Source organism: Desulfatiferula olefinivorans (assembly GCF_054657895.1).
This window is the reverse complement of sequence record NZ_BAAHXV010000012.1, coordinates 18,927-38,630: the sequence shown is the minus strand read 5'-3', so window position 1 is coordinate 38,630 and position 19,704 is coordinate 18,927. Positions and strand designations below refer to the sequence as shown.

Annotated in this window: 17 protein-coding genes and 1 pseudogene; 5 read left to right on the top strand and 13 right to left on the bottom strand. The window is 56.9% G+C overall.

What is annotated here, in order from left to right; translation table 11 throughout:
• Positions 1–69: 69 nt before the first annotated feature.
• From ACYQ11_RS10525 to ACYQ11_RS10515, 3 genes are all read right to left on the bottom strand, one after another.
• A complete protein-coding gene (locus ACYQ11_RS10525; RefSeq protein ID WP_459923737.1) occupies positions 70–771 on the bottom strand; it encodes a flagellar hook assembly protein FlgD in 702 nt (233 codons plus the stop codon).
• 32 nt (positions 772–803) lie between these two features.
• The gene (locus ACYQ11_RS10520; protein WP_459923736.1) at positions 804–2,432 is read right to left on the bottom strand and encodes a flagellar hook-length control protein FliK; all 1,629 of its coding nucleotides are present in this window, start codon (positions 2,430–2,432) and stop codon (positions 804–806) included.
• A 284-nt stretch (positions 2,433–2,716) separates the two neighbouring features.
• Entirely contained in the window at positions 2,717–4,390 is a 1,674-nt protein-coding gene (locus ACYQ11_RS10515; RefSeq protein ID WP_459923735.1) for a methyl-accepting chemotaxis protein, read from the bottom strand.
• Between the two features lie 453 nt (positions 4,391–4,843).
• On the opposite strand from ACYQ11_RS10515, the gene ACYQ11_RS10510 reads away from it, so the two are divergent.
• Positions 4,844–5,260, top strand: coding sequence for a hypothetical protein (locus tag ACYQ11_RS10510; protein WP_459923734.1), 417 nt, complete (start codon positions 4,844–4,846; stop codon positions 5,258–5,260).
• On the opposite strand, the gene ACYQ11_RS10505 is transcribed toward ACYQ11_RS10510, so the two are convergent.
• The 3 genes from ACYQ11_RS10505 to ACYQ11_RS10495 form a co-directional block, all read right to left on the bottom strand.
• Positions 5,261–5,476, bottom strand: coding sequence for a PLDc N-terminal domain-containing protein (locus tag ACYQ11_RS10505; protein ID WP_459923733.1), 216 nt, complete (start codon positions 5,474–5,476; stop codon positions 5,261–5,263).
• Positions 5,469–6,365 (bottom strand): lytic murein transglycosylase, encoded by an 897-nt coding sequence (locus tag ACYQ11_RS10500; RefSeq protein WP_459923732.1) that lies wholly within the window; start codon positions 6,363–6,365, stop codon positions 5,469–5,471. Before ACYQ11_RS10500 ends, ACYQ11_RS10505 begins: the two co-directional genes overlap by 8 nt.
• 256 nt (positions 6,366–6,621) lie before the next feature.
• Positions 6,622–7,416, bottom strand: a complete 795-nt coding sequence (locus ACYQ11_RS10495; protein WP_459923731.1) for a histidinol-phosphatase — start codon at positions 7,414–7,416, stop codon at positions 6,622–6,624.
• A gap of 97 nt (positions 7,417–7,513) precedes the next feature.
• Here ACYQ11_RS10495 and radA point away from each other — a divergent pair, with 97 nt between their 5' ends.
• Genes radA through ACYQ11_RS10475 form a run of 4 tightly spaced genes read left to right on the top strand, consistent with a single transcriptional unit; the run spans position 7,514 to position 10,616 of the window.
• Positions 7,514–8,884, top strand: coding sequence for a DNA repair protein RadA (gene radA, locus ACYQ11_RS10490; RefSeq protein ID WP_459923730.1), 1,371 nt, complete (start codon positions 7,514–7,516; stop codon positions 8,882–8,884).
• A complete protein-coding gene (locus ACYQ11_RS10485) occupies positions 8,881–9,507 on the top strand; it encodes an RlmE family RNA methyltransferase (protein ID WP_459923729.1) in 627 nt (208 codons plus the stop codon). The genes radA and ACYQ11_RS10485 overlap by 4 nt, the downstream gene beginning before the upstream one ends.
• An 8-nt stretch (positions 9,508–9,515) precedes the next feature.
• Complete coding sequence (locus ACYQ11_RS10480; RefSeq protein WP_459923728.1) at positions 9,516–10,250, top strand: YebC/PmpR family DNA-binding transcriptional regulator; 735 nt, start codon at positions 9,516–9,518, stop codon at positions 10,248–10,250.
• Between the two features lie 60 nt (positions 10,251–10,310).
• The gene (locus tag ACYQ11_RS10475) at positions 10,311–10,616 is read left to right on the top strand and encodes a YebG family protein (RefSeq protein ID WP_459923727.1); all 306 of its coding nucleotides are present in this window, start codon (positions 10,311–10,313) and stop codon (positions 10,614–10,616) included.
• Between the two features lie 200 nt (positions 10,617–10,816).
• Here the strand turns inward: ACYQ11_RS10475 and ACYQ11_RS10470 are convergent, their stop codons facing one another.
• From ACYQ11_RS10470 to ACYQ11_RS10440, 7 genes and pseudogenes are all read right to left on the bottom strand, one after another.
• Complete coding sequence (locus tag ACYQ11_RS10470) at positions 10,817–12,166, bottom strand: Ni/Fe hydrogenase subunit alpha (RefSeq protein WP_459923726.1); 1,350 nt, start codon at positions 12,164–12,166, stop codon at positions 10,817–10,819.
• Positions 12,167–12,337: 171 nt separating this feature from the next.
• Positions 12,338–13,276 carry an NADH-quinone oxidoreductase subunit B family protein gene (locus ACYQ11_RS10465; protein ID WP_459923725.1) on the bottom strand — a complete coding sequence of 313 codons (939 nt, stop codon included), beginning with the start codon at positions 13,274–13,276 and terminating at the stop codon, positions 12,338–12,340.
• 60 nt (positions 13,277–13,336) lie between these two features.
• Entirely contained in the window at positions 13,337–14,452 is a 1,116-nt protein-coding gene (locus tag ACYQ11_RS10460) for a Coenzyme F420 hydrogenase/dehydrogenase, beta subunit C-terminal domain (protein ID WP_459923724.1), read from the bottom strand.
• Between the two features lie 20 nt (positions 14,453–14,472).
• Positions 14,473–15,774, bottom strand: a complete 1,302-nt coding sequence (locus ACYQ11_RS10455; RefSeq protein ID WP_459923723.1) for a (Fe-S)-binding protein — start codon at positions 15,772–15,774, stop codon at positions 14,473–14,475.
• A gap of 43 nt (positions 15,775–15,817) precedes the next feature.
• On the bottom strand, positions 15,818–16,267 hold the full coding sequence (locus ACYQ11_RS10450) for a hydrogenase iron-sulfur subunit (protein ID WP_459923722.1): 450 nt from the start codon (positions 16,265–16,267) through the stop codon (positions 15,818–15,820).
• 25 nt (positions 16,268–16,292) lie between these two features.
• Entirely contained in the window at positions 16,293–19,340 is a 3,048-nt protein-coding gene (locus ACYQ11_RS10445; protein WP_459923824.1) for a 4Fe-4S binding protein, read from the bottom strand.
• Positions 19,341–19,517: 177 nt separating this feature from the next.
• Positions 19,518–19,646, bottom strand: a pseudogene (locus ACYQ11_RS10440) (helix-turn-helix domain-containing protein); the annotation flags it as partial.
• Positions 19,647–19,704 lie beyond the last annotated feature (58 nt).

Below are 19,704 nucleotides of genomic sequence, written 5' to 3'. Positions count from 1 at the left end.
ACATCCTCCTGCTTGAATGATCGCGTGTTTTTTATCGCAAACCCGACGTCCCGAAGGCGGGGCAAACCGTTACAGGGTTTCATCGGAAAGCCTCACGGTTTCAACGCTCGACGGATCCACACGCCGTCCGTCGACCATCAGGTAATTCTTGCCGTAGTATCGTGTCACGCCGTCGACCAGCCCGCTGGTGGTCGTGGAAACGGAGCCGTATTCTCCCCGGTCGTTCAGTGCCGTGACCTTGTATGTGTATTCACCGTCCAAAACGGTGTAGCCGTTGTCGTCCCGACCATCCCAGGCGATGTTGTACACCCCGTCCTCGATCAGCTCGTTGCCCGAATGCATCTGCCGGACGGCGGTTCCGTCGCTGTTGTAGACCGTCACGTGGATGGTGGCGGGTTCCTCAAGTTCGAACAGACCGCCTGCGATCACCTCGCCGCTTTCGACCGTCACGGGATTGCCGTCGCTGACGATTTCCTTGCCGATGTAGTCAAAGATGTTGCTGTCTTCCGTGGAGGCGGTCAGCGTCGAGAGGATGGAGGACAGGTTGCTGTTCATTTCAAGCTGCTGCTCCAGGCTTGAAAACTGGGCGAGCTGGGCGGTAAAGTCCGTGCCTTCCAGGGGGTTTAGAGGGTCCTGGTTTTTCAGCTGGGCCACCATCATGGTCAGGAAGGCGTCCTTGCCCAGGGAGTCCGCCTTGGTGTCGGTTTTCGTCTCCCGGAGCTGGTTGTTGATGAACATGTCCGAGTTGCTGTAATCCGTGTTGATTGCCATATCCGTTCTCCTCGTCTTTCGTCTGCCCTGGATCAGGCCACCAGATCCAGATTACCCCGGGTCCGCCGCCATGAACGGACCGGGTGATCCTCCGAAACGGTCCCGGTGATTCCGGCCGGGGCGGAGTCGTTCTTGCCGCGGTGCCTTCGTCCCTTGCCGGAGCCGGAGTTTTCCGCCTCCTGTCTGGCCTGGGCCATGGACTGTCCGAAACTGCCGGACACGTCCACGTCCAGTTTCTCCAGACGGATACCCTGATCGGCCAGAAGGGTTCGAAGATCCGTTGAATGACTGAGGATCATGTCCCGGGTGGCGTGCTGTTCCGTGACGATGTTGATCCTTAGCCCGTCCCGGGTGTTTTCGATGCTCAGCTGCACCCGGCCCATTTCCGGCGGCCGGATGCTGAAGGTGATTTCCGATTCGCCGAGTCTGACGGCTTTGCTGATCTGCCTGGCCACCTGGTCGGTCACGTAACTGGGAAGCGCTTTTTCGTTTGGTCCGGCGGCTTTCATGTCCGAGACCTTGCCGTACAGGTCCGATCCCGAAAGGGCTTTGACGGTAAACGGCGTGGCGTCTGCGTTATCGTGGGACGGTGCCGGCACTTCTTTCAGGGCCTTTTCAAACGAAGGAACCGCTTCGGCGGATTTTATCGCCTCTTTGCCCAGGGCTTTAAGGGCCTCGGCCCTGGTCCCGGAAAAAAATGCCGACTCGGCCGATTCCCCGGCGGAGGGCTGGGGCATCTTGAACCGGGGGGTGTCGAAATTCAGCGCAAGGCCGTCGGCAGGACCCTTGGGGCTTGGGCTGTTATCTGTGGACCCGCGGTTTATTCCGTTGTATTTCAGGTCCGTGACCTGGCCCGCAAAGGTTCGGGAGAGCCGTTCAAGGTTTTCCGGAGATGCCCCGGCGGGATTTTTTTCACGGACCAACGCTTCCAGTCGGGCCACAACCTCGTCCAGGGTGAGGGTCCCGGTTTTTCCGGTTTTCAGCCCCATGTCCCGAAGCAGCGATGTCCGGCTTTCGGATTCAAGGGCGACTCCGCTGGGGGAAGACGAAATCTGTTTCAGGTCGGCCAGGAGGGTGTCCAGATCAAGGCCGGAGCCGGAGCGGGCGGCACGGTTCATCATGCTTTCCACTTGGGCGGGCGGAAGGGCGAAGCTGTTGAGCAATGATTCGATGTAGGGCAGGGCGGACAGATCCAGTTCGTCGTCCCGGTCGTTTTCCTGAACGAATTCTCCCAGCCTGCTCATCAGGCTCGACAAGGAAATCCGGCCCCGGTCGCCGCCCTGCTTGAATGAATCGATCAGGGTATTGACCTTGTCGGTGTCAAAGCCAAGCGTGGTGAGCAGCCGGCCCAGGATGTCAAGGCCCTCTTCGCCCACCATGCGCAGGCCGGGAATCACGCCGCCGTCCTGGAGCTTTCCGGCCAAAAGGGTCAGAAGATCCGAACTTTTTTTCCCCTGGGCATCGTCCATGTTCATCATGTTCATCAGGGCATCCATGTCCAGCGTGCCGCCGTCATCGACCCGGGCCGTCAGCGATTCCATCAGGGCCTTGAACTGCTTGCCCAGCCCCTGGGCGGCCTGCCCCTTGCCGTCCCCGGACAGGGTGGGGGTCGGGGTCTTGCCGGCGGTCATGGTTTGAAAGATATGTGTCTGTGCGAGCATGGCTGCATCCTTGGTTCACGGTTGTCGGGTCGTGAGATGGACCGTTTGACCGGAAGAAAAGCATGTTGCGTGCCATGGACGTCTGTGTTGGAATAAATTATTTAAAAACAAGATGTTATAGAGCTTGGATTTAAGGGATATATCCGATTCGAAGCACGAAGGCGATGCGGTTTTTTCCGGATAAAGCCGGGACGGCGGAAAATCTTTCCCGGTACGAAGCGAGGGGTTCCGACAAAAAACCCGCCCTTTTCAGGGCGGGTTGGGGTAAGCGGATTTCGGAGGCATCAGATCCTGAATTTGCCGACCATGTCCTTGAGGGTCTGGGCCAGGGCTTCGAGTTTGTCGGTTCCGGAGTTCATCTGGTTGCAGTTTTCCGACATGACGCGGCCGGCGCTGTTGACCTCGGCGATATCCTCCGCGATCTGGGCGGAGAAGGCGGTGCTCTGACCGACGTTGCTGTTGATCCCCTGGATGACTTCGGAGACCCGGACCACGTTGTTGGCGATCTCCTTGGTGGTGGCCGACTGTTCTTCGACGGCCGTGGCGATGGTGGACACGATCTCGTTGACGTCATTGATCACCGTGGAGATCTCGCCGATGTCCGAGACCGTTCCGGCCGTGGAGCCCTGGATGCCTTCGATTTTGGTTTTGATGTCCTGGGTGGCTTCGGCGGTCTGGCGGGCCAGTTCCTTGATTTCGTTGGCCACCACGGCAAACCCTTTACCGGCTTCTCCGGCCCGGGCCGCCTCGATGGTGGCGTTCAGGGCCAGGAGGTTGGTCTGCTCGGAAATTTCGGTGATGGTCTCGGTGACCTTGCCGATGTCGTCGGCGGCAATACCCAGTTCCCTGACCCGATCGGACGCCCGCTTGGCCTGAGACACGGCCTTTTCGGTGATGGACCGCGCCTTTTCGGAGTTGCCGGCGATTTCGTTGATGGTGGCCGTCATTTCCTCGGTGGCCGCCGCCACGACCCCGGTATTGGCCGAGGCTTCTTCCATGGACGCCGCCACGGAATCCATGTTGGCGCGCATGTCGTTGGATGCCCCCGCCACGGTGTCGGAACGCCCGGACATGGCGGCGGCGCTGTCGGCCATCAGGGACGACAGGGAACTGAGTTCAGCCGACGAGTCGGTCAGGGTTTTGGCGTTACGCATGATCTGACCGATCATGTCCTGGAGGTTTTCGATGAAGGTGTTGAACCATCGCGACAGTTCCCCCACCTCATCTTCGCTGGTCACGGCCAGTCGTTTGGTCAGGTCGCCTTCACCCTGGGCGATGTCCTTGATCATGGCCACGGTGCCGGCCAGGGGCCGGATCACGGCCCGGGACAGGATGATCGAGACCATGATGCTTGAAAAGGCCACCACGGCGATGAACAGCACGATGTTCATGTACTGCTGGTAGAGAACGGCCTTGCCCGTGGCGTTGAGTTTCTGCCTGAGGGTGTCGGCAAAATACACGGCGTTTTTTTCGAGGCTTTCGGTCAGAATCTTGATGTCCTTGGCCAGTTCGATGGCCTTGGTGGTGTTGGTGTTGTTGGGGTCACCGGTTTCTTCCCGGCTGAGGCCCAGGTAGACGGGATGGGCCCTGGTGTTAAAATCCTTGATTCTGTTCAGAAGGTTCTGGACCCGCGTTGCGTCTTCCGGGTCGATCATGGCAAACGCGGTGATGGCGCCCAGGGCTTTTTCCGTCTGATCCGCCCGTTCCCGGGCCGTATCGATGACCTCCGCATCGCCTAAAAGCACGGCGTCGTTGTAAAGCTTGATCTGTTCGTTAAAGGCCGTGAGGGCGCTTCGGGCTTCCTGCCCGGCGGGGAACAGATAGTCGGAGACATGAAGAAGATGGTTCTGGGTTTTTGACCCGTTGACCAGGCCGAAGACCATGGAAACGAAATAACCAATGATCAGGATGCTGATGCTGCACCAGATTTTTTTGCCGATACTCAGTGACTTCCACATAGTGATTCCCCCTGATGAAACGTGATGGTCGCGGTGGTTCCGGTTATTTGGACGGTGGGGCGATGTAAGGTTTCACCCTTTCCAAAGGTGATGAACAGTATACATAATCAATAATGTTTTTCATTCTGATTCTGGTTGTTTATGTGACAGGTTCGAGAAAGAGCGACATTGGGACAAGGCCGAATTTGCGATTCATGATCGAAATTTTTTTTGAACATCTTATTATACCCGGACCTTAAAATCAAGAAATGTCTTGGAGACGTCCGGCGGGGGGGCCTGCCGGGCACCCTTGACCCAGGATGAACGCCTCAGGTTTTCGGCGGGGCCTGCCGATAAGATAGGCATCCGGGGGCGCATCGGCCTGTTCTATGGGTGAACGGTGCGGCCCTGCCGCTTCAAACGCCATTGATACCCGTTGTGGGTGTGTTTCCCACGCGCTTACAGGACCTGCTCATGAAAACACTATGCGCTCTGACCGTTTTCGCCGTTCTTTTCGCCGCACCGGCCCGGGCCGGTGATTACATGGTGGAACTGTTCGAGGAACACTACAAGGAAAAAATGATACCCGGTCCCGGTGACATGAAGGTCAACCATACCTGGCAGGTCAAGACCCGTTTTGGAAGCAAGGTACTGATTCTGGTGGGAACGGATTACAACCTGAGGACCTGGATCAGGCAGTACGCCGGCAATCACAAGCTCTGGATTGTCAAGATCCCCGATGAAGGGGATGAAAGGTTTGTCTACAATCTGTCCGTGTATGTGGATCTTCAGCAGCTCCAGCCGGTGTACGGCAAGAAATGGACCTGCGAGGGCTGCCGTCTCGGCTCGCCGCCTCGCAAGCCCCCGCCCCCTCCGGTCGAACCGCAGTGATCAGGGGGTCGCAACCCGTCCTTTGCGATATCCCAGAAGAAGGTAGATCAGCCAGCCGATGAAGGGGACCAGGGCAATGAGTCCCCAGAATGTCTTGACGCGTGTTGAGCCGAACTGTTTACGAAGCACATCGGTTACCGCCAGGGTGGTCAGGACGAAAAAGAACAGGCCGATGACCATCCAGATCAGGATGGTGTGTAAGAGGGTGCTATCCATTGCTTCCTTTCAGCAGGTTTGAAATCTTCAACAGGATGTTCACGTAGTACGAACTGTGGTTGTACGCGTAAAGAACCTTGAATGCCTTCTCATCGTTGATGGTTTCGTGCCAGCCGTAATGTTTCAGATAATTGGCGATACTGGCGATGGCGTCTTCATGATCGAACATGTCGATGACGCCGTCCTTGTTTCCGTCCATGGCCAGCAGCAGGATGTTGCTGGGCATGAACTGGGCGATTCCCATGGCCCCGGCATAGGACCCGTTGATCGCCGTGGGGTCGAGCTTTTCCTTTTCGGTGTAGCGGATGAAGGCCTTGAGCTCCGTAAAGGCCCAGGCCGATTTCCGCTCGGCTTTTTTCTCGAACTGCTCCCGGGGCAGTCGGTTCTCATCGGACAGGGAGTCCCACAGATGGTTCAAGGCGGCCTCGTCATTCAGGGCGGCCATGGTGGACAGGGTGTTGATCACCCGCCGTTTGCCCATGTAGGTTCCCAGCCCGGTTTCGACAAGGATTATGGCCGTTATGACGGTTTTGTCAACACCGAACTGCTTTTCAATGGTTTCGAAATGCGCACGGTGCCGGTCGATGTACTTCCGGGCTCTGTGAATGGCGGTTTTGTTGGCGAAACGCTCGTAGTTGAGAATGCCTTCGTTGTGAATGAAAAAAAGTCCGGTTCCTTCGCTGTCGAAAAAAACATCGGGAGAGGCATAGATGCGGCCGACGGCTTCGGCGTCGATTCCATCGTCGACCAGGCGCTGTTTGAGGGTGGTGAAATGATCAGGGTTCCGGCCGGGTGAGGGGCTGTCTGAAAAATTTCCCCGGGCGTCTGCGAGCGATAAAAGAAAGAGAACGGCTGCCGGCAGGATGGTCTTGGTGAGGGATCGGCTCATCAGAGACTCCTTTGCGTAAGAAGCGTCAAAAAAACAGGGGGAACCTTTTTTTCTGCCCGCCACGAATCGGTGGCGGTAAAAAAAAGGTTCCCCCTCATCCCCTTGTGATGCCCCCCGCGATATCATGCTGCAGATTGCATACCAAGTGTATTGAAAAATTTTTTTCTTTAAAATCAATGTATTGAAAATGTGCATACGCAACTCCCGTGGAAAACCTGACAAAAAAAGGCGCTTTTTTATGACAAAATAGGGCACATTACCCCCAAAGGGGAACCGGTCTGACCTGCCGACGTTCGAAGGTGTTGATGTGGGTGTACCCGATGCGTTTCAGGATGGCGGCGCCCCGGTCGATGTTTCGGCCCACGTTCTCGGGTCTGTGGGCGTCGGAGCCCAGCGTGAACGGGATGCCGCGGAGGTGACATTTTTCGGCAAAGGGTCGGGAGGGGTAACTGTCTTCCGCCGGGTGATCCCAGCCCCCGGTATTGAATTCCAGGGTCAGGCCTTTGCGGGCGATTTTTTCAAGAAGGCCCTCCATTAAGGGTTCAACGTCTTGGCTGGTCGCAATACCGCTTTTTCTGACCACATCCGGATGGCAGACGACATCGAAAAAATCGTAGTCCAGCATCCGGTCGAGGGCCTCGACATAGAGGCGGGCCATGTCGCCGTCGGCGAACAGTCCCTCGGGCGGAGCGTTTCTCCGGCTGGCCACATTGTATCCCCGGACAAAATGAACCGAGGCCCCGATGACATCGAAATCGAAACTCTCGATGATCCGGCTGATCTCATCGATTCTCTCGGGGATGAAATCCACTTCAAGGCCGGTCCGGATGATAATTTTCCCTTCAAATTCACGCCTGAGGGCGGCTGCGGCCTGAACGTAAAGCGGTACTTCCGACACGGCCATGGTGTTTTTCAGGCCAGGTCCGTCGATGATCAGGTGGTCGAGGAAACAGATCTCCGAAAGCCCTGCCGAAACGGCATGAAGGACCGATTGACGCATGCTGCCCTGTGCATGGTTGCAAAGGGGGGTATGGATGTGATAATCAATCATGGGCCAAATCCGGGTGTGAACCATTCCGAATCAATCGTGTGTCGAACGTGTGCCTGTGCAATGACTCAATCCTAACAGAAAGGACCGGGCCGGTATAGTGAAAAAAAAGGCCAAAACCGTTTACAGCTGCCAGGCCTGCGGGTATCAGTCCCCCAAATGGCTGGGCAAATGCCCGGGTTGCGGACAGTGGGACAGCCTGGTCGAGGAGGCGGACGAAACCGGTGCCTACGGTGAACGCAGCGGTAACGCCGGAACGGTCAAGGCGCTCACCCCGGTTCCGGTCGACGCGGTGGTCTGTGACCATGAGGCCCGGATGATCACGGGGATTTCCGAATTCGACCGGGTCCTGGGCGGCGGGCTGGTCGAAGGCTCTCTGGTGCTGATCGGCGGCGAACCGGGTATCGGCAAGTCCACCCTGATGCTCCAGGCCCTTGACGGACTCTGCCGCATGGGGCAGAAGGTGCTGTATGTGTCGGGCGAGGAATCGGTCCGGCAGATCAAGCTCAGGAGCGAGCGGCTTCAGACCCTGTCGCCCCGGCTGTTCGTGGTGTCTGAAATCGATCTGGAACGCATCATGGCCACCGTGGCTGCGGAAAAGCCCACCGTTCTCGTCATCGATTCCATCCAGACCATGTACAACCCCGAGTTGACCTCGGCGCCGGGCAGTGTCAGCCAGGTGCGGGAATCGACCATGAAGCTGATGGTCATGGCCAAGCGCAGCGGCATCCCGGTGTTTCTGATCGGCCATGTGACCAAGGACGGGTCCATCGCAGGCCCCCGGGTCATGGAACACATGGTCGATACGGTGCTGTATTTCGAGGGGGACAATTCCCACGTCTTCCGGATTCTAAGGGCCGTCAAGAACCGTTTCGGCTCCACCAACGAGATCGGTGTCTTTGAAATGAAGGACCGGGGCCTGGCCCAGGTGACCAACCCCTCGGCCGTGTTTCTGTCCGAACGCCCGGAAAAGGCGCCGGGATCGGTGGTCACGGCCTGCATGGAAGGCACCCGGCCCATTCTAGTGGAGATCCAGGGCCTGGCCAGCGGCTCGAACCTGGGAACCCCCCGGCGCACGGTGCTGGGGCTGGACCAGAACCGTGTGGCCTTGTTGGTGGCCGTCATGGAGAAGAAACTGGGCATGCATCTCACCGGGCTGGATATTTTCATGAATGTGGCAGGCGGGGTGAAGGTCATGGAACCGTCCGTGGACATGGCCATCGCCACCGCCATCGCGTCGAGTTTTCTGGATCGGGCCGTCCCCACGGGCGTGGTGGTCCTCGGGGAAATCGGCCTGACCGGCGAGGTCCGGGCCATCAGCCGCATCGAGATCCGGGCGGCGGAAATCAAAAAAATGGGATTCACCCGTCTGGTCGTGCCCAAGAGTTGTGTGGGCGGGCTGAAAGGCATGGGCGACATGAAAATCACCGGGGTGAAGAACCTGGGCGAAGCCATGGAGGTGTTGTTTTGAACGGCAGGCGCAAACCCGCAAAACCCAAACCCGGAAAGGGGGGAAATTCGTGGGAGGATCATTACACCCGAAAGGCGAAGGACGACGGCTATCCGGCCCGGTCCGTCTATAAGCTTCAGGAAATTCAGAGAAAGTTTACACTGATAAAAAAAAATGATAGGGTACTCGATCTCGGATGCTCGCCGGGATCATGGCTTCTTTACGCGGCGGAACTGGTCGGAGCGGGGGGGCGGGTCGTCGGCATTGACCTGAAACCCGTCACCGCCAAACTGCCGGCCCAGGCCCTGGCCCTGGTGGGCGACATCCTGGAACCGGATCCGGCCTGGGATGAACATCTGGCCACGGGTTTCCAGGCGGTTCTCAGCGACATGGCTCCTTCCACCACCGGCATGAAGGACGTGGATGCGGCACGGTCCCTGGAACTCTGCAACATGGCCCTCGATCTGGCCGCACGGGTGCTGACCCCCGGCGGAATTTTTGTGTGCAAGATTTTTCAGGGCGGGGATATCAAAGATTTTACCGACCGGGTCCGCCTGGTCTTCGATCAACAGAAACAGTTCAAACCGGAAAGCTGCCGCAAGCAGAGCAAGGAAATTTACATCATAGGCACAGGTAAAAAATAGGAGGATGGATGGCTGGACATAGCAAGTGGGCGAACATCAAACATAAAAAAGGTAAAGAGGATGCCAAACGGGGCAAGATTTTTACCAAACTGATCAAGGAAATCACGGTGGCGGCCCGGATGGGCGGGGGCGATCCCGGCGCAAATCCCCGGCTGAGGACGGCCATTGCCGCGGCCAAGAGTGAGAACATGCCCAAGGACAACTTAGAGCGTGCCATCAAGAAGGGCACCGGTGAACTTGAGGGCGTCAATTATGAGGAAATGACCTACGAAGGATACGGACCCGGCGGAGCGGCGGTGATCGTCGAGTCGCTGACCGACAACAAGAACCGGGCCATTGCGGACATCCGCCATATTTTCACCAAGTGCGGCGGCAACATCGGGTCCACGGGCTGCGTGTCCTGGATGTTCGACAAGAAGGGCCTGATCGCCGTCAACAAGGGCGAGGTCGACGAGGAGGTTCTGATGGAAACGGCCATCGAAGCCGGGGCGGAGGATGTGAAAGACGAGGGCGACACCTTCGAAGTGCTGACGGCCCCCGAGGATTTCGATGCGGTCAAGGACGCCGTCGACGCCGCCAAGATACCCTATATCATGGCCGAAGTGACGATGATTCCCCAGAACATGGCCAAACTCCAGGGCGCCGACGCCGAAAAGATGCTCAAGATGATGGATATGCTGGATGATTGCGACGACGTGCAGAATGTCCATACCAATGCGGATATTCCGGACGATCTGGCCTGATCCATCGGGGCCGAAATATTAGGGGCGGGACACTATTTATCATGATCAAGGGAGCGTGCCATGGCGGTTGTTGTTAAATACATCGTTGTACGGAACGGAGTCGAAAAAATGACATTCACGAGCAAAAAAGAGGCGGACGCCTACGACAAGATGCTTGATATCGCCGATGAGCTTTACGGATACATCGAAACAGCCGGTCTTGATATCAAGGAAGAGCTTCTCGAGGAACTGTCCCTGTTTTTGTCTCAAAACAAAGACCACGTCATCACCCTGCTCAAAGGCGCCAAGCCCGAGCCCGAGTCCCGGAAGGGCACGGGCAAAAAGAAAGGCGACCCCTCTCCGGACAAACCGGCCCCGTCCAAATAGTCCAACCGCCGCCCTTCGGGGCGGCGGTATTTCCGACCTTCAATGATTCAAAATGAGGGGGCCCGTCCCCGACCTGAACATCGGTAGCACAGGGTTTATGATTTTGCTTTGGGCCATGATTCAACGAGATTCTTGGATGAATCAAAGATGCTGATCGAGATGCCGTGATCGCCGTCCAGGCGATGGGTTGCGCAGGACACTCATGGGTCGTAGGCGCGCACCGCCATTTCGATCTTGTTCAGGGTCCCTTCGTCGACGTTTCCGTTTTTGATCAGGAGCCTTGCGGCCTGATCCACACTCATGTTGATGGGGCCCAGGTTGTGGGTGGTGCCCACAATCATGTTGGCCCGTGTGATCAGGCCGTTTTCATCGGTGGAATAATCATGGATCAGGGTGCCCCTGGGGGCTTCCACGAAGCCCACCCCGCGGCCCGCGCCCGGTTCTGCGGTGGCCCTGACATTTTCGTCCGTAATTTCAGGGTCCTTGAGCAGTTCGATGGCGTGCTCACAGGCGTAGACCTCTTCAATCAGCCGGGCCCAGTGATATAAAAGGGTGGCCTGGGCCGGACGGCCGAATTTTTCGCGGAATTCCTCCAGTTCGGCCTGGGCTTTGGGGGTGCTCATGCGGTCTGCTGTGTTGATCCGGGCCAGACAGTTGGATCGGTATATCCCTTTGGGCGCGTCAAGAGCAAGCGAAAAACCCTCGTCCCAGCTTCGGGCATAGGGGAATTTCCCGTAGGACCAGGGCACCACCTGTTCACCGATATAGTCGGCATAGTCGGTCACGTCAAAATCCGTGAAGGTGCCGTCCGGTTTCATCAGTCGGAGCTTGCCGTCATAAAGGTTCATGGCGCCGGTGTCGTCCACGGTTCCCAGGAAACCGGTGTTGATGACGCCCAGCACCTGAATGGTGTCCAGGTATTTGGCAAAGACCTCTTTTTTTGCGAAATCCATGGTAAAGAGGGCAAAGTCGAGGATCTCCTGCATTTCGGCGATCATTCCCTTGCGGTCCTCCTCCAGGAGCGGTTTGGAAAAGCCGCCGGTCACCCCGGCCACCGGATGAATGGCCTTGCCCGCAAACTTTTCCAGAATCATCTTGGCCTTGAATCGCATCTGCACCACTTTTTTGGCAAGATCCGGGTTGGCCTTGACCACGCCGATCACGTTCCTCACCGCATAGTCGCTTTCCGGCCCGATGACGAAGTCGGCGGCCGCCAGAAAGAAAAAGTGGAGCAGCTTGTCTTCCGCATGGGCGATGGTCTGCATGAGTTCGCGCAGTTTTTGCCCGGCCGGGGGAGGGGTGACACCGAAGCACCGGTCCACCGCCTTGTTGGAGGCCAGATGATGATGCCAGGGACAGATCCCGCAGATGCGGTTCACAATCCGGGGCAATTCCTCGGCCGGCTTCCCCTCGACAAATTTTTCAAACCCCCGGAGGGACTGGAAATGGACCTTGGAGTCCTTGACATTGCCGTCATCATCCAGATCGATGGCAATGGACGCATGCCCCTCTATCCGGGTGAGCGGCGAAATGGTGATGGTCTGGGTCATATGAGTTCCTTTGATTTTTGGGGTTTGCCTCCGGCGGCCCTGCCGGGGGCCAAACTTTTTGTAAAAGTTTGACAAAACATGTTTTTGTCCTGTGCACGATTCTTCCCAACCCATTTGCCCAGCTTTTTAAAAGCTGGCCCCCCGGGAGGGTCGCCTGAGGCTGTTTTTGTTTTACGCGCTTTTTGCCTTGAACGGGGGGCGGAGCCTCCCATGGGCGCCGGAAAACCGGAGCAGAGAGGCGCGTTCCGGCAGGGACGTGATGTCGATGCCGTTGGAGGCCAGGGCGTTTAGCATATCCATCATCTGGTTGCCTTCATGTTTGACCGGACCGTAGCATCCCCTGCAGGGTACCCTGGCGGAAATGCATCGCGGGGTGATGCCGTTGCCCCCGCATCCGGCGCGGGTCACCGGTCCCATGCAGAGAATGCCCTGCTCCAGAAGGCAGCGCATTTTATTCAGAGGAGCCGAGGGGCTGTCCTGCTTGGGAGCCTTGAGAAAACGCACCAGCTTTTTCAGGTCTCCCTTGCCTTCACGCCGGGTGGGGCAGGTGTCACAGACGCTTTTGCCCGACAGATCTGCCGGGCGTTGCTCGATGAGGGCCACCAGGGCCTCGAACACCTGATCCGGGTGAGGCGCACAGCCCGGAAGGTAGACATCCACATGGATTTTTTCATCAAGGGCATAGCAGGCGTCCAGTAGTTCGGGGATGCCCTCGGACGGATAGCGCTCTGGCGTGTCCGTGGTTTCCGTGGAATAATACCGGTCTAAAATCTGATCGTTGCGGTAGCTGTTGGCCAGACTGGGGATGCCGCCGTGGGTGGCACAGGTGCCCAGGGCAATGACGATCTTGCACTTTTTCCGGATTTCAAGGGCCAGTTCGAGATGCTCATCATTGCGAATGCCCCCGCTGATAATCCCCACGTCGGCTTCCGGCAGGGACAGATGCTTCCGGTCTCCCAGCTGTCCGTAGTATTTGTTGTCCATCAGCACCGGGATATGCACAAAATCGACCAGGTTCAGGACATCCAGCAGCCGCTCTCCCATATCCACCATGGAAATCTCACACCCGGAGCATGAGTTGAGCCATTCGCTTAACACCTTGACTTTCATAGAGACTCCTTTCGTTTGTCGTGTCCGTCGCAAGGTGGACGTTCCCGTTAAGGATGGGCGCTAACTGACGACCTTGATGCCTTTGGATCCCAGTGTTTTCAGGTTTTTCCTGGCGGCCTGTTTTTTTTCATTGGACGCCATGCGGGTCGTGGAAAGGGCCTGGCTGGCATAATTGGCATTGTCCGCCACCGGGAACTCCTCCACGGATTTGTTCCGGGCATCCGCAAAGACGGCGCGTCCCAACGGCGTTCGCGTAATGACGGTGGTCCACCCCTCCTCCGCCCCGATGCCGCCAAACGAGATGTCGGCGTACTCGGAGGCATAATCCATGCAATACCTGCAGGCGTGCCGTTTCATGAATTCGAGGTCGGACAGGGGGACTTCCGTAATCTTTCCATCGTTACCATGCACCCTGAAGGTATCCTTGACATTGATTTTCTTCACGGCGTCCCAGTCAATATGATGGTTTTCGGAAAGCTTTTTTCGTTGAACGTCCCCGAAAATGAAATTGCCGGAACAGAAAAGGCCGAAACAGAATTTGATCGAATCCGAAGGAATGATTTCAAGCGCTTCCATTCGCCGCACCGACTGAATCTGACAGGGGGTCCCCACCAGGGCTACCCTGCGCAGGCCTTTCTGCATCATGGGAGCGAATTCTTCAATGGTCGAATAGGTCAGATACCGGTCATTGAGCTGATTCACCCCCTGGGAGGTGTCAAAATAAAAGCCGGCTGCCTCGTGGATTTCCTCCCGGCCGGTGGCCAGGGTGGGGCTGCGCTGAAACCGTCCCGTGGGCCGTGCCACAATGGCTCCGTCGATTTTTCCGGTATCGAACAGGTGCACAAGCAAGGCCGTGATAACCCCGCCGTCCGTGGCATGGGCCCGGATCCGTTCGTCCTTGGCCCGGGCCACCGTGGTTTCCATCACCCGCCCCATGGGAGCACTCCAGGCCAGCTTTCGCTTGACCTCTTCCTCCAGCTCATCAATTTCCGGGCAGATGGAGTAACACAACCCGCACTCGATGCACTTTTCAATATCCAGATATTTCGGAGCCCCGTCCTTGTCCAGCTCGAGGGCGCCATAGTTCACCGCCGTGCAAAACGTCACACACCCCCCGCACCGGTGACAGAGCCCCGGTTTTTGAACGTCCTGAATCAGGTTGAAAAACGTTTTCATGCCGCCTCCAGTTTCTTGATTTACAGGCCCACGCCGGCCAAGTCCGGTCCAAGATAACCCCGCTCATTTTCGCCCAGATTCCCCATGGCCAGGCAGATCAGGGTCCACAAATGCACGGTGTAATACCCCCCGTCAAAATGTTCCGACAAATCGTGGATCTGGGAATGGCAGTTGTGGCAGGGTGTAATGCAATAACCCGCGCCGGTCTTCATGATCTGGTCGAATTTCTGTTTGCCGTATTCGTGGCGGGCGTCAGGCAAACCGGCCTGAAGAAATCCACCGCCGCCGCCGCAGCAGAAATTGTTGGAACGGTTGGGATTCATATCGATGAAGTTTTCCTCACCGACCACCGACTTGACCACGAAACGAAGGTCTTCGGCAATGGGGTCGCCCAGGCTTTTTCGAACCAGCTGGCAGGGATCCTGAACCGTGAATTTTACCTTGAGGTTGCGGTTCCATTCGGAACTGACCTTGAGTTTGCCCTCACGGATCCAGCGGGCATAATATTCGATGATGCTTTTGACCTCAAACGTGTGAGGGATGTTGAACTTTTTCAGTCCGGCCCGGACTGCGAAGAATTCGTGGCCTCACTCCGTATTGAGCCAGACCTTGGCCCCAAGGTCCTCCACAGCCTTGGCCTTGGTCCTTATAATGGATTCCCAGTCCGCATTGTCGGCCAGGAACATACAGTAATTTTCAGCGGCCCAGCCCTTGCTGCCATAGGTCCAGTCCGCCCCCACCGAATGAAGAATTTTCCAGAGGGGCACCATCTCGTCGGGCTCGGTCACCGGTTCCCTGGAATTCTGATTGAGAAAAAAGACGGTGCCGGCCTTGTCCATGGGCGCTTCCATGCTTCGAAACTCCGGCTGGTTTTCACGCACCTCCTCCAGCACATCCTCCACCACATAGACCCAGTCTTCTTCGGTGGCGCCCATGGCGCTGCAGGTATCGCTTCTGAGGGCGAGGTCGCAGGAACTGAGAATGCCCTTGGGCTTTTCAGCCCGGGGTGTGACGCTTCGCACATTGTAGACCAGCTGGGGGATATCGATTTTCATCGGGCACACATGAATGCAGCGCTGGCACATGGTGCACATCCATATCCAGGGACTTGCAAGAATCGCCTCATCCATGCCGAGAAAGGCCATGCGTAAAAATTTTCTCGGGTCCATATCTTCAAGCCCTGTTGCCGGGCACCCGGAGGAACAGACCCCGCAGGTCAGGCACATGTTCAGGTTGCCGCCGTCGGGCAGTAGCGCCATCACGGCGTCTTTGAACAGCCCCTTTTTTTTCTTGCCGAGTTGAATGACAGGTTCAGTACTCATACGTACCCCTTTTGTGACGTGATGACGAGTTCATCACGTTTGGTTATCCGGTTTTCTTCTGTTCAGACGCGACGGACACGGCAGCAGGGACAAGGTTCGGTCCCAGCGCCCGGATTTTTTTAGTAAAGTCCGTCACGAGGCGGGCAAACCGCGGTGCTTCGGCCGAAGAGACCCACTGAAGGTCGAACCGATCCGGATCGATGCCCGAGTCCTCAAGCACCATGCGGATGACCGGCGCCCTGTCTTTTGCTTTGTAATTACCCTCCAGGTAATGGCATTCACCGAGATGTCAGCCCATCACCAGGACGCCGTCCGCACCCCCGGTGAGGGCCTTCACCACCAGCTCCGGATGAACCATGCCTGAACACATCACCCGGATGGCCTTCATGTTCGAGGGGTACTGAATCCGGGAAACCCCGGCAAGATCTCCCCCGGCATAGGCACACCAGTTGCACAAAAAACCCACAATCAACGGTTCAAAGGGTTGGTCCATCGTCTATCTCCTTCGTTTTGAGTTGCTATGAAACTTTGATCAACGCATCGACCTGGGCCATCAGTTGATCCATGGTGAATCCGTGAACCTCGACCCCGCCTTTGGGACAGGTGGCTGCACAGACCCCGCAGCCTTTGCATAACGCCGTATCGGTTTCGATCCGTTTGAGCGGACCGGTCTTGCCCTGATAGTCCAGCAGGCTGATGGCGTTGTACGGGCAGACATCCACACACAGGGCGCAGCCGTCGCAGCGGTCTGTGACATAGGATTTGATGGGATCCAGTTTCATTTCCGTTTTGGCAAGCAGGACACTGGCCCTGGACACGGCCGCCCGTGCCTGGGCGACGGATTCGTCGAGGGGCTTGGGATAATGGCAGAGCCCTGCCACAAAAAGCCCGTCCACACTCATGTCCACCGGCCTTAATTTGGGATGGGCCTCGTTGACGAAGCCGTCTTCATTCATGCTGAATTTGAACAGGTTTGAAAGATTCGAAATCCCAGTCGGTTCGATGGCTGCCGCCAGCACGAGGTAATCCGCATAAATCGCCACCTTCTGTCGAAGGATATGGTCGTTGGCCTTGATGACGATCTTTGCGCCCTCCCGCGTCACCACAGGTTTTTGGTCCGGATCATACTGCATGAACACGACGCCCAGTTGACGGGCCTTTTGATACCACGTTTCATTCACGCCATAGGTCCGGACGTCACGGTACAGGACATACACCTGTTTGTCCGGGTCCATTTCTTTCAGCTCGATGGCTTTCTTGACCGTGTGGCCGCAGCAGACCCGGCTGCAGTAAGGTCGTTCTTCGGTCCGGGACCCCACACACTGGATAAAGGTCACGCACTCGGCCTTGCGGACGGCATTGGTTTTCTGGGCGTAAAATGCATCAAACTCCAGATGGGTAAACACGGCAGGATCATTGCCGTACAGGTATTCGGACGGTTTGGTTTCAATGCCGCCGGTGGCCACCACCGCCACACCGAAATTCACCGGCGTTGCGGACTTTTTACCGGTTTGGATCGTACCGGTAAAATTGCCCACGGACCCGCTGGCTTCCGTCAGGGTGGCCTGCCTCATCACGGTGATTCGCTCATGGTTTTCAACATCGGCGATCATCTGTTCGAGGGCCGGACGGACCGTGAGCCCGTTGGCGGTTTTGTCCAGAAAGCGTGCATTGCCGCCCAGCTGGGCACTTTTTTCGATAAGGACCGTCTCGTATCCCATGTGGGCAAACCCCAGCGCGGCCACCATGCCCGACAGACCGCCGCCGATGACCAGGGCTTTCTGGGTGACCGGCACGGATTGGGAATGAAGGGGCGTGGCCCGGGTCACCTTGGCCACCGCCATACGGACTTGGTCCTTGGCTTTTTGCGTGGCCATCTCCGGGTTGTTTTTATGCACCCAGGAATTATGATTCCGGATGTTGGCCATTTCCATCAGGTAGGCGTTCAGGCCCACATCTTTCAGAGTTTCCTGAAACAGCGGCTCATGGGTTCTTGGGGTGCAGGCTGCAACCACAACCCGGTTGAGGTTCAGTTCCTTGACTTTGGCTCCGATGATGACCTGGGTGTCGGTGGAGCAGGTGAACAGATTGTTTTCGACAAAAACGACGCCGGGAAGGGTTTTCGCGTAATTCGCCACGGCCTGGACATCGACCACACTGGCGATGTTGATGCCGCAGGAGCAGACAAACACGCCGATGCGGGGTTCTCCCCCTTCAACATCGCGTTCGTCGGGATAGGTTCTTGTCCGGGTCATGGTGCCTTTGGCCGAGGCCAGTTCCATGGCCACCTTGCAGGCGGCGGTGGAGGCCTGGGTCACCGCGCGCGGAATGGCCATGGGACCGGAGAAACTGCCGCCGATACAGATGCCTCGGCGTGTGGACTGGGACGGCGCAAAGGGATCGGTCTGGGCAAATCCCCATTCATTCAGGCCGATACGGGTGACCTTGGACAGTATTTCCGCATCCGGTGACGGTTCCATGCCCACGGACAATACAGCCAGGTCGAAGTGCTCTGTGCGTTTCCCGCCGTTTTTATCCATCCAGGTGATGCTGACCCCGCAGCCTTCCGGGCCGGGGTCGATGGTGTGAGGCCGTTCCCGGATGAACCGGACCCCTTTATCCATCGCATCTTCGTAATACCGGTCAAAATCCTTTCCGTGACTCCGGATGTCCATATGGAACACCGTCTGACGGGCCTGGGACGGAAGATGATCCGCCGTGACCAGGCACTGTTTGATGGACACCATGCAACAGACACTCGAACAGTAGCTGCGGTCATGCCGGTTGATGCTTCGGGATCCCACACACTGGAGCCAGGCGATGTTCATCGGCTCCTTGTTGTCCGAGGGCCTCACCAGATGTCCCATGAAGGGGCCTCCGGCTGACAGCATGCGCTCATACTCCATGGTGGTGACCACATCGGGTATCCGTTTGTACCCGGTATAATCGTATTGTCCGGGATCAAAGGGTTTGTACCCCGGCGACAGAATCAGCGCACCGGTTTTGATGGTTTTGATGGTTTCCCTGTCATCGAAGTTGATGGCGCCGGTGGGACAGAATTTTTCACAGGCCCGGCATTTGCCTTTCTGCAAAAACAGGCAGCTTGATTCATCGATGGCATATTTGAGCGGAACGGTCTGGCCATACTGGATGTAGGCCGCTTTTCGTTTGCCGAGCCCCATGTTGAACTCGTCATCCACCTTTTTGGGGCACTTTTCAGCACATATCCCGCAGGCGATGCATTTGTCCATGTCCACATAACGGGGTTTTTGTCTGACGGAGACGGTGTAGTTGCCTTCGGAACCTGCAACATCCGTGATTTCTGACAAGGTATGAATTTCTATGTTTAAGTGCCGACCGCACTCGACCAGTTTTGGCGAGATAATTCACATGGCGCAGTCGTTGGTCGGAAAGGTCTTGTCCAGTTTGGCCATGGCGCCGCCAATGCCGGAACTTTTTTCGATCAGATAGACATAGTATCCCGAGTCGGCCAGGTCCAATGCGGCCTGAATCCCCGCAATGCCCCCGCCGACAATGAGAACGGATCCGTTTTTTTTCACAGCCATAGACACCTCTTTTTGAGTTGGTGCGGTTCCGGGTTTCGTTTTCACGTTGCTGTAATGGTGTAAGGGACCGGTAAGCTTTCGAGGGCCCCTGGAAAACGAGGATGAGACACTGTTCACAAAGTCCGAAACAAGGGTTGGGCTGATTCCATGGTCCACGAAAAACCCTATAAAATCAGTCTCATCAATCAGATATTTCTTGCCTACCGTGGGTTTTGCGGGCAACACTCCCTTTTTTATCCAGTTTCTCACCGTATTGCGATGGATACCAAAGACGTCTGCCACCGAGCCTACTTGAAAGATAAACATTCAACCCCCTGCATGACGAACCGGAGTTTTTGTGCCTGAACCCCGTTCAGTCTGTTTT